Here is a 10,034-nt window from a genome sequence, read left to right as displayed (position 1 = left end):
ATATTATAAAATAAAACAAACCAATTCTTTTAAAACATAATTCGCTATCAATTAGTGCATTCTTCTTTATGCTCAATATCAATTTTCATTTTATATGACTAATATCATCAACGATTAAAAATAAAAACCTTATTTTTTCAATAAGATACTGATGATACTATCTCATTTTGAGAACAATGATATAATAGGCGCTTTACCTCATAAACTCTGATGATTTACGGAGCTCAATATTTATGCAACCACAATTTGAAAACGCAAAAAACACCGTAAAAACATTATCAGTGTTTGATTTTGATGGTACTTTAACCTATCACGATAGCTTTATCCCTTTTCTAAAGTTTGCCTTTGGGCGTCGTAAATTTGCTCGTCGTATTATCAAAATGGTATTCCCCACATTACGTTGTTTTAGACGTAAACTGACTCGTGATGAATTAAAAGAAGTGCTGATTAAAACTTTTTTAACCGATATCAAAGAAGAATGGCTCAAAGAAAAAGCCGAAGCCTTTTGTAAAGCTTACTGGAGTAAGTTAATGCGTCCTGCAGGTTTATTAGCCGTTGCTGAAGAGATTAACCGTCATGCTGAAGTGACCATTTGTTCAGCTTCTCCAGCTATGGTGTTGCAACCTTTTGCGGATCGACTTGGTATAAAGTTAATAGGAACAACACTTGAAGTGGTTGATGGTGTGCTGACAGGAAAAATCATTGGCAATAACTGCCGTTGTGGCGAAAAAATCAAACGATTAGAGCGTGTCTATGGCGATCTTACTCAATACCACTTAAGGGCGTGGGGCGATTCACGTGGTGATCATGAATTACTCTATGCTGCACAAGATCCACATTGGCGCTATTTCCACACAGGAAGTAATAAGTCAAAAAAATCACCTATTAAAATAACGCTTAAAAAAGACTCATAAGTGTTTATATAAAAATAAAGCGGGAAACGTATTTTCCCGCTTTATCCATAAACTAACTATTTATCTAGTCATCTTGGCGCTTTTATTAGCGAAAGATTAAATATTGACGCCATGTTGTGCGGCTAGTGCGCCTAAACCACCCGCAAAACCTTGGCCTACTGCTTTAAATTTCCAATCTGAACCATGACGATAGAGTTCACCAAAGATCATCGCCGTCTCCGTAGAGGCATCTTCAGAAAGATCAAAACGTGCAATTTCAGTGTTATTGTCGTTATTATAAACGCGCATAAAACTGTTGCTCACCATACCAAAGTTTTGTTTGCGGTTTTCAGCATCGTAAATAGTGACAGCAAAAACCAGTTTTTTCACTTCAGCAGGAACTTTGGATAAAGTGATTTTGACTTGTTCATCATCACCTTCGCCTTCTCCAGTACGATTATCGCCTTGGTGTTCAACACTACCACATTGGCTCACTTTATTATTAAAGAAGATAAAACTTGCATCTGAAAGCACTTTTCCATCTTCACCGACCATGAATACTGACGCATCTAAATCAAACTCAGCGCCATCTGTCACGCGGGCATCCCATCCTAAACCAACCATAGCCACCGTCATGGTTGGTGCTTCTTTAGTTAGCGAAACATTACCACCTTTAACAAGGGAAACAGCCATATCAAAGCTCCTACTGTGTTGAATAAACTGACAATTAGGAATAACTGCCAGTAATTTGTGATTTCATAACATACGATTAAGAGGCGTTAATACCATATTGCGCACATACTGAGCCTAAGCCCCCTGCATATCCTTGGCCTACAGCACGGAATTTCCACTCACCGTTATGACGATATAACTCACCAAATAACATCGCCGTTTCCGTTGATGCATCTTCCGTTAAATCATAACGAGCAACTTCAATTTGGTTGTCATCATTAACTAAACGAATAAACGCACCAGATACCTGACCAAAGCTTTGACGACGCGCTTGCGCTTCATGGATAGTCACTACAAAGATAATTTTTTCGACATCACTGGGGATGGTATCTAGTTTGATTTTTAGTGCTTCATCATCACCATCACCTTCACCTGTTCGGTTATCACCAGTGTGAACAACAGAGCCGTCGGCAGATCTTAAGTTGTTATAAAAAATGAAATCGGCATCGCTACGTACTTTTCCATTAGCGGCTAACAGAAATGCAGATGCATCTAAGTCAAAATCTTGACCATCTGTAGAACGGGCATCCCAACCAAGTCCGACTAGGACGTTTTTCATCGTTGGGGCTGCTTTGCTTAAAGAAACATTACCACCTTTAGAAAGAGAAACGCTCATCTTCAACCTCTTCAATTTATGTTGCGATATTCTAATTTCCCAAGAATATCGGTTATCATTATTTACCTTATTTATTCTTTTTTTCTGGGAATACAAAACTTGCCAGAATACCCAGAGCAAGAACACCAAGCACTACGAATAGGCTGGTTGTCGCGGAAATGCTATATCCATGCTGCCAAATATGATCTGTTGCATTAAGCCCCAGCTTTACAGCAATAAAGAACAGCAATGCAATAACCGCTTTTTCAAGGTGAATCAGATACTGTTTTAATGCCTCTAACACAAAGTAGAGAGTACGTAAGCCCAAAATAGCGAACATCATTGCACTATAAACAATCAGTGGCTCACGACTAACGGCAATGATTGCAGGCACCGAATCGAAAGCAAACATCACATCAGAAAGCTCTACCACCGCCACACACAACATAAGCGGTGTCGCATATAACGCAGCTTTTGTACCTCGCCCGATAGTTATGTCTTTGTTTTCCGGTTTTGCTAACTCTACATCAACCTCTTTTTGTGTTAATAAGAAGGCATGTCCAGTAATTTTTGGCCATATAGGGAAAAATCGTTTTACTAAGCGATAAGCAAGATGCTGTGAATAGTCTTCAATTTCTTCACTATCATTCCCACTTCTCAGCATCATTACGGCTGTCCAAGCAACAATCAGAGCAAAGACTATCTCAACGTAAGGCCCTAAACTTAATAAGCCGGTACCAATAGCAACAAAGATCGCACGGAATACAATGGCACCAATGATCCCCCAATACAGAATGCGGTGACGGAAACGATCAGGAACCGCAAACCAAGAGAAAATCGCCATCATGACAAATAGGTTATCGACAGACAGTACTTTCTCTAATGCATAACCCGTCACGAATAAGCTTGCAACTTCTGCACCATGGTGGACGTATAAAAAACCCGCGAATGCCATGGCAACGACTACCCAGAATATTGACCAAAAAACAGCATTCTTTAACGTTATCGGCTTATCTGCACGATGCATAAATAAATCGATAAAAATAGCGCCTATCGCAAGTACAACAAAAACAATGACAGTTTCTGTCGGAAAACCAATATGTGTGGATACCATAATTATTCCTAAACGGTTCCCTATATAAAATTAATTACAAATCAAACTCTGCGGGCTCAAAGCCTAATGCAACGGCAATAGCACGCACCGCCTCTTTTTCGTCATTGTCAAAATCACCATCACTTTTCGCAACAGCAATACCGACACGGATCGCTAATTGTGCAGCTTCTGGCTGATCTTTCATTGCCAGAATATACTTCATCGTTTCACCTTTACCGACTTCAGTATCAAATTCAAAACTGCTAATTAGCTTATTAAAGAATTCGATCACCTCGGAGGTATCAAAGACTTTAAGCTCTTCTGATGCTTTTAAAAAACCGAGCATCTTCTGCTTTTCTTCAGAACTCACACCATCGCTGGCAATAGCGATACGAGCACAAACTGCGACCGTACCTTGCATAAATTTTTTGTTTTTAAAACGACTGACTTGCTTAGTTAACTCCGCTCGCCCGGAATTAAAACCTTCTTTTAATTTATTGAAAAAACTCATTTTTATTCTCCTTATTTCGTGTATTCACTTAGATCCAGCAGTCCAGCGAAATCCCCATCCGTAGGCATTATCCATATCGCGATGGCCTTTAAAAAATTCATTGAGACGTTCAACTTTGATTGATCCGTTTTCATTAACAAGTCGTGCGATGGCACACATAGCTCGACCATTATTACCATCCGTTAAACGTGTTTCGATAGGTGGTTGCTCGGGAACATGAATAGTGACCACACCATCTGTTTGACTCCAGTTAGGAACCCCTTCATAAATAAAAGTAAAAATAAGCACTTGCTTGATATTTTTCCATTCACGTCCATTGATAAAAATCCACTCGCCACCCGCTACATCACCAGTGCGATCATCACCTTGTAACTCAACATAAGGCATGCGATTAAAATCACCGAATCCATTTCCTAAGGCTTGGATCACTGACTTATAACCATCTTGTAGTTCAACAAAGGCGCCAATATCTAAATCAATACCTTTGTTACCACCAAATAATCCACCTAATAACCCGGAACCACCGCTTTTACTTTCTCGATGCCAATCGAGGTTAATGCGGATTTTGCCGAAATCATCCTTTTTAGTTAAGCTAATTGCAGGTTTCTCTTTAGTTAGCGAAACCTTGCTTAAGTTCACTGAGCTCGGTGCTGGTGCTGGTGCTGGTTCAGGATCAGCAATATCAACACCAAAATATTCCGCCAATGGTTTTAATCCACCGTTAAATCCTTGTGCAATAAACCGAAATTTCCAGCTTCCATTGCGACGGTATAGCTCACCTAAAATTAATGCCGCTTCAGTGCGTCCATTGATATCAACATGGCCGTTCGCAACGACATTATTGTTAGCATCAACTTGAATAGACAAATGTTGTAGATGAGCAATGGTTTGTTGCCCCTCACAAGTAGCTGTAAAAGCAATTCTATCGACATCAGGACGTAAGCGAGTTAAGTCAACCGTAAACGACGTGCTATTACCTGCTGTTGCATAAATAATAGTACGGTCATCATTGGTGGTTTGACCATAAAACACCATATCAGCATCACCGTTCACTTTTCCTGAGGCATAAAGCCTAAATGCAGATACATCAACAGGTGAGCCTGAGTGAATACGCACCATTAACGTTTGATCAGGTACGGATATATTTCCGCCAGGTGTTAGGGTCATTTATCGCACCACCGTCGCCAAAATATCTGGCATCATCTCGTCAATGACAAGCCCTTTACAAGGTGAGCCAAAAGCCGTGAAATCCCATTGTCCGTGATTACGTTGTAAAGCGGCAATCACGATCCCAGTATGAGCGCCTTGTTCCGTTAATTTGTAATGAGCAAGCTCTTTATTGGTTGTTTTATCGACAACTCGACAAAACGCATTTTCAACTTCATTAAAAGTCTGCCCACGGAAACTATTGACAGTGAAAACCAAATATTCAACCAATGAAGGAAGACGATTTAAATCAACAAAAATAGTTTCATCATCACCATCACCCTCTCCTGTTAAGTTATCTCCTGAGTGAATAACGGACTGACAAGTTGATTTTAGTTTACGAAACCAAATAGTATCGATTTGTTTACCATTTACATCGAGTAATACACAACTTGCATCTAAATCTATCGAATTATTACCACCAAAGAGTCCACCGAGAAATCCCTTTTTCTTAATAGGATCCCAGCCTAAACCAAACATTAGGTGACTCAGTGCAGGGGCTTGTTTACTGAGAGAGACTGTCTGATCCTTGCGTAATGAAACCATAATTAACTCCCTTCAAAGGTAGAATGAAACAACAATATCACTTGCATATAAATACAAATTATAAATCATCATATCATGATGAAGTAGTTCGGCAAGTCTATTTTTATCAACTTACTTCAAGAGATTGTAAACGTATTGAAATAAAAGAAATTTTTATAGATAAACACAATTAAAACTTAAGTTAAAAACAAAAAATACCGCATTAACCTAATTATTTTAAATTAAAGTAAAATAGATCACATTATGATTGACATGATTGAATAGAAACTTCATGATGAGAAAACAGGTTTTAGCTTAAACATTCACAGTATGTGACGTTATGTTCAACACGGCTTAGCTTATACCCAGATAAATGCACTTAAAAAACTAATTAGTACGGATAATAAAGAATAATGAATAGTTTGATTGGCTCTTCTGTTTATCGTCGCCAACTCACTTGTGGCACATTAAGCGTAACGCCAAATTGCTCATTAGAACATCTTGATGAACTTTTTGATATTGCGGAAAGACGCAACCCTAAGCGCGCTTTTTTGTTTGTCAGTAAAGTATTAGGGCGCCATATTCCTGTTTCACCGAAGAAAATGCGTGAAACTTATCAACAAATGGCCAAACAATTTCCTCAATCACTCGAAGGCCCTATTCTTTTTATTGGTATGGCAGAAACTGCGGTCGGTTTAGGTGCGGGAATTTTTGATGAAGTAAGAGGTCGCTATCCTCAAGCCCTCTACCTTACTTCAACGCGCCATCCTATTGCTGATGGTGAATTATTCTGTAAATTTAAAGAAAATCACAGCCATGCAACTGATCACCTACTTTATTTGCCTCATAACCTAGAACAACGCCAATGGATCCAGCAAGCGAAAACCATTGTGTTAATTGATGATGAAGCAACCACAGGTAATACCTTTCTTAACTTGCTGTCTGCATTACGTGAAGAAGGTAAGTTAACACAAATTAAGCAGATTATTGCTGTCACATTAACCGATTGGAGTGGTGATGCTCTGCAAAAGCGTTCACCATTACCCATAACAACCTTCTCTTTAGTGCAGGGAAAATGGCAATGGCAAGCCAATCCCGATGCACCATTACCTGTTATGCCAAATGTCAATATTACTGCTTCAGGACAGGTTGCTATCACAGGAAAACAAAGCTGGGGACGCTTAGGCATGACAACCCCTGCTAATGATCTTGGCCTATTTATTCATGTTTCTGAGGGTGAAAAAATATTGGTTTTAGGCTCTGGTGAATTTGTCTGGGAACCCTTTTTATTAGCAGAACGCTTAGAAAAACAAGGGGCTATTGTAAAATATAGCTCGACGACTCGCTCACCTATTGCCACTAATTTTGCTATCCAATCAGCGATAACTTTTACTGACAATTACGGATTAGGCATTCCTAACTTTGTCTATAACGTGGCTCATCAGCAATTTGATCGCATTCTGCTTTGTTGTGAAACCCCTGCCGAAAGTATTGATAGTCAACTTATTAAGGCTCTCTATAAAGTTGCCCCTATTGTTGAAGTAATTAGCTATGACTAACCCTGTTATTTTAGCCGATCTTGACGATACCTTATTTCAAACTCGTCGCAAAATGGTGGATGAGTTAGCGCTTGCACCCTATAAAACTGGTGCGTTGGATAGAAGTTTAGCGCCACGTAGCTTTATGACTCAAGAGCAAGCTATGCTGGTTGATTGGATGCTAGAACATGCTGATTTAATTCCAGTCACAGCACGTGGAACGGAAGAAATGAGCCGTGTCACTATTCCTTTTCATTCATGGGCTATTACCACACACGGTGCTGTTGTCTTAACCCCAGAAAAAGTCACAGATGAACAATGGCAACACCATATCACACAAAGCTTAACACCTTATAAGCAACCTTTACTTAGGTTACAGCAATCTATTACCCAATTAATGGCTGAACGTAATATTGATGGTTGGGCGAGAATTAACTATGAATATGATGATTTACCCGTTTATTTAGTGATGAAGCATAACGATAGCGCTCGATTAGATGAGCTATATGCTATCGGTGATGAGATAGAAAAAATATTCTCAACCAAAGGTTTTTATATTCATCGTAACAGTAACAATATTGCTTGGTTACCTGAGCCAATTGAAAAAGGTAAAGCCGTCACTTATTTGCTTAATAAATTAAAAGCAGAACGTGGCGTTTTTCCTGTAATTGGTTTCGGCGATAGCCTAAGTGATCATCGCTTTATGAAATTATGCAATTGGTATGCTATCCCCCGCCAAAGCCAATTCGCGAATGCGATCAACACAAAAATTTTTGGAGAATAAACATGATGGATCATCAGCCTTTTTCAGGCTCTTATCTACTGGGTGATGTTGATTTTTTACTGCAACCCGTCAAGATTGAAATGACACCTGTTGAGTTAAAAGAAGAACTTATACAGTCTGGTAAACGTCACTATTCTGATATGTTAAGCCAAGAGCCAGAACCCACAACCTGGCATCTTGAACTGTTTGAAAAAGCACTGGCTGCTGGCGCAACACGTTTAGCAACACAAGTAATTATGCTAGCAAAATCACTTATTGCGCATTTTGGTGACACCCCTATTATTCTGACAAGTCTTGTGCGTGCGGGTGTTCCACTTGGCGTGATGTTACAACAGACCTTGCGCAAAATGGGAAAAACGTCTTATCACTATGGTATTAGCATTATTCGTGATAGGGGTATTGATAACGAAGCGCTTTCATGGATTGAGCAACGCCATGGGACAGAAGGTATTGTATTTGTTGATGGGTGGACAGGAAAAGGCGCTATCACAAATGAGTTAATTCGTTCATTGGCGGGACGTGAAGGTTTTCCTGCACAACCCCATCTTGTCGTCCTTGCTGATCCTTGTGGTTGCGCTTGGTTAAGTGCCAGTGATGAAGATTGGCTAATCCCTTTTGGGATTATGGGAGCGCCCGTTTCAGGATTAATTTCACGTTCAATTTGGACAGAGCAAGGCTTCCATGGTTTTGTCGATTGCCAACATTTAAAACAATATGAATGTAGTCGCTATCTTGTTGATACTGCGGGAAAAATAGTTGACGCCTTAATAGATAACGATATTCCACTCGCCACATTTAAACATCAACCGTCAGACTTAAAAAAACTGAGCGAAAATGTCGTTAGTTTACTTGCCAACAAATATGACATTTCAAATATCAATCGTATAAAACCCGGTATTGCTGAAGCAACTCGCGCCGTTTTACGCCGTGTACCTGAGCATATTCTGGTAAAAGAAATTGCAGATCCTGATGTTGCATTACTGATTTATCTTGCTAAACAAAAAAATATTACTGTAACCGAGGCAGGTAAAGCATTAGGACAATATCGTGCCGTTACTATCATTAAAAAGGTGCAATAATGATTGAACGATTATCCCCTTGGAATTTAGGGGCAACGCTGTATATGCCCGCAACACGAACCGATATCGCCGCAACAATTATTGATCAAAAAATTGATGGATTACGTTCATTAATTATTTGTTTAGAAGATGCCGTCAGTGATACTGATATTCCACAAGCATTACAAAATCTAGCAACATTATTAACCACATTATCAGACTATAAAAAGCATCATGATTGTACTGAATGGCCGTTGCTATTTATACGCCCCCGCCATACAGAAATGGCGCAATGGCTGGTTGAGCATGTAGATTTAACCGTGATTGACGGCTTAGTATTACCTAAATTTACCCAAGCTTCATTACCCCTTTGGTGGCGTATCATCAAACCCACCCATTTATGTATGATGCCAACATTGGAAACAGAAGAAGTGTTCGACGTTCTTCAAATGACCTCACTGGCAGACTTGCTACTAGCTCACCCTTGCCATAAGAGAATTATTGCCTTACGTATCGGTGGAAATGATTTAATGAATGTTATTTCTCTTAGACGTAATCGCCATTTAACACTCTATAATGGACCTATGGGATACGTGATAAAAATGTTGGTTGCTGTATTTGGTGCTCGTCAGTTTGCGCTTACCGCTCCTGTTTGTGAGCATATTGATGATCAACAAATTATGGATAGAGAATTAGCCCTCGATATTGCCAATGGTTTAGTGGGCAAAACCGCTATTCATCCCAAGCAGATAGACAAAATAGAACAGGCATTAATGGTATCTCAGTCTGATCATTCCGATGCGTTGCGCATCTTAAATTCAACACAAGCCGTATTTAAATCTCATGGTGCCATGTGTGAACCGGCAACACATCGCCGTTGGGCATTAAGTATTTTAACTAGAGCAAAACTGTATGGCATTATTCCCAATTCAAAAAATAGTGTTCAACGATTTAATACACCATAAGTTTAAATATTCGTTTTTATATTTACTATAAGCATTTTTTTATTTATTAATATTTTAAACTTAGTCTCTAGTTAAAGAATAATATCTTTAACTAGAACTTCTATTTATAAAACTTTAACATATTATTTAACAAT

11 protein-coding genes are annotated in these 10,034 nt (G+C 39.1%); 5 read left to right on the top strand and 6 right to left on the bottom strand.

The features are described from left to right. The first annotated feature begins 233 nt into the window (after window positions 1-233). Window positions 234-914: an HAD family hydrolase gene (locus tag AACU95_RS15610; protein ID WP_012368337.1), complete on the top strand. Its 681-nt coding sequence runs from the start codon at window positions 234-236 to the stop codon at window positions 912-914. 96 nt (window positions 915-1,010) lie between these two features. Here the strand turns inward: AACU95_RS15610 and AACU95_RS15605 are convergent, their stop codons facing one another. The 6 genes from AACU95_RS15605 to AACU95_RS15580 form a co-directional block, all read right to left on the bottom strand. Continuing rightward, window positions 1,011-1,586 (bottom strand): TerD family protein, encoded by a 576-nt coding sequence (locus AACU95_RS15605; RefSeq protein ID WP_004245603.1) that lies wholly within the window; start codon window positions 1,584-1,586, stop codon window positions 1,011-1,013. Window positions 1,587-1,662: 76 nt separating this feature from the next. Beyond that, window positions 1,663-2,241 (bottom strand): tellurium resistance membrane protein TerD, encoded by a 579-nt coding sequence (terD, locus tag AACU95_RS15600; RefSeq protein ID WP_004249446.1) that lies wholly within the window; start codon window positions 2,239-2,241, stop codon window positions 1,663-1,665. Window positions 2,242-2,308: 67 nt separating this feature from the next. Further along, complete coding sequence (locus AACU95_RS15595; RefSeq protein WP_004245605.1) at window positions 2,309-3,334, bottom strand: TerC/Alx family metal homeostasis membrane protein; 1,026 nt, start codon at window positions 3,332-3,334, stop codon at window positions 2,309-2,311. 34 nt (window positions 3,335-3,368) lie between these two features. Next, entirely contained in the window at window positions 3,369-3,824 is a 456-nt protein-coding gene (locus tag AACU95_RS15590) for a tellurite resistance TerB family protein (protein ID WP_004245607.1), read from the bottom strand. A gap of 24 nt (window positions 3,825-3,848) precedes the next feature. Next, window positions 3,849-4,991, bottom strand: coding sequence for a TerD family protein (locus AACU95_RS15585; RefSeq protein WP_141192129.1), 1,143 nt, complete (start codon window positions 4,989-4,991; stop codon window positions 3,849-3,851). Further along, window positions 4,992-5,576 (bottom strand): TerD family protein, encoded by a 585-nt coding sequence (locus AACU95_RS15580; RefSeq protein WP_004245609.1) that lies wholly within the window; start codon window positions 5,574-5,576, stop codon window positions 4,992-4,994. Window positions 5,577-5,968: 392 nt separating this feature from the next. Here AACU95_RS15580 and AACU95_RS15575 point away from each other — a divergent pair, with 392 nt between their 5' ends. Genes AACU95_RS15575 through AACU95_RS15560 form a run of 4 tightly spaced genes read left to right on the top strand, consistent with a single transcriptional unit; the run spans window position 5,969 to window position 9,900 of the window. Then, entirely contained in the window at window positions 5,969-7,114 is a 1,146-nt protein-coding gene (locus tag AACU95_RS15575; protein ID WP_141192128.1) for a phosphoribosyltransferase domain-containing protein, read from the top strand. Beyond that, on the top strand, window positions 7,107-7,877 hold the full coding sequence (locus AACU95_RS15570) for an HAD family hydrolase (protein ID WP_141192127.1): 771 nt from the start codon (window positions 7,107-7,109) through the stop codon (window positions 7,875-7,877). Before AACU95_RS15575 ends, AACU95_RS15570 begins: the two co-directional genes overlap by 8 nt. Window positions 7,878-7,879: 2 nt before the next feature. Continuing rightward, window positions 7,880-8,956 (top strand): cysteine protease StiP family protein, encoded by a 1,077-nt coding sequence (locus AACU95_RS15565; RefSeq protein WP_141192126.1) that lies wholly within the window; start codon window positions 7,880-7,882, stop codon window positions 8,954-8,956. After that, on the top strand, window positions 8,956-9,900 hold the full coding sequence (locus tag AACU95_RS15560) for an HpcH/HpaI aldolase/citrate lyase family protein (protein ID WP_161737109.1): 945 nt from the start codon (window positions 8,956-8,958) through the stop codon (window positions 9,898-9,900). Before AACU95_RS15565 ends, AACU95_RS15560 begins: the two co-directional genes overlap by 1 nt. Window positions 9,901-10,034: the final 134 nt, after the last annotated feature.

The sequence above is a fragment of the Proteus sp. G4415 genome, from assembly GCF_963896075.1.
GTDB lineage: Bacteria > Pseudomonadota > Gammaproteobacteria > Enterobacterales > Enterobacteriaceae > Proteus > Proteus mirabilis.
This window is presented reverse-complemented; position numbering and strand designations above follow the sequence as displayed.

Excerpts from the sequence above, each read along its gene's own strand:
- AACU95_RS15610 (WP_012368337.1), top strand. The coding sequence starts at position 234 with ATGCAACCACAATTTGAAAACGCAAAAAACACCGTAAAAACATTATCA.
- AACU95_RS15575 (WP_141192128.1), top strand. The coding sequence starts at position 5,969 with ATGAATAGTTTGATTGGCTCTTCTGTTTATCGTCGCCAACTCACTTGT.
- AACU95_RS15560 (WP_161737109.1), top strand. The coding sequence starts at position 8,956 with ATGATTGAACGATTATCCCCTTGGAATTTAGGGGCAACGCTGTATATG.
- AACU95_RS15570 (WP_141192127.1), top strand. The coding sequence starts at position 7,107 with ATGACTAACCCTGTTATTTTAGCCGATCTTGACGATACCTTATTTCAA.
- AACU95_RS15580 (WP_004245609.1), bottom strand. The coding sequence starts at position 5,576 with ATGGTTTCATTACGCAAGGATCAGACAGTCTCTCTCAGTAAACAAGCC.
- AACU95_RS15565 (WP_141192126.1), top strand. The coding sequence starts at position 7,880 with ATGATGGATCATCAGCCTTTTTCAGGCTCTTATCTACTGGGTGATGTT.
- AACU95_RS15595 (WP_004245605.1), bottom strand. The coding sequence starts at position 3,334 with ATGGTATCCACACATATTGGTTTTCCGACAGAAACTGTCATTGTTTTT.
- AACU95_RS15585 (WP_141192129.1), bottom strand. The coding sequence starts at position 4,991 with ATGACCCTAACACCTGGCGGAAATATATCCGTACCTGATCAAACGTTA.
- AACU95_RS15590 (WP_004245607.1), bottom strand. The coding sequence starts at position 3,824 with ATGAGTTTTTTCAATAAATTAAAAGAAGGTTTTAATTCCGGGCGAGCG.
- AACU95_RS15605 (WP_004245603.1), bottom strand. The coding sequence starts at position 1,586 with ATGGCTGTTTCCCTTGTTAAAGGTGGTAATGTTTCGCTAACTAAAGAA.
- terD (WP_004249446.1), bottom strand. The coding sequence starts at position 2,241 with ATGAGCGTTTCTCTTTCTAAAGGTGGTAATGTTTCTTTAAGCAAAGCA.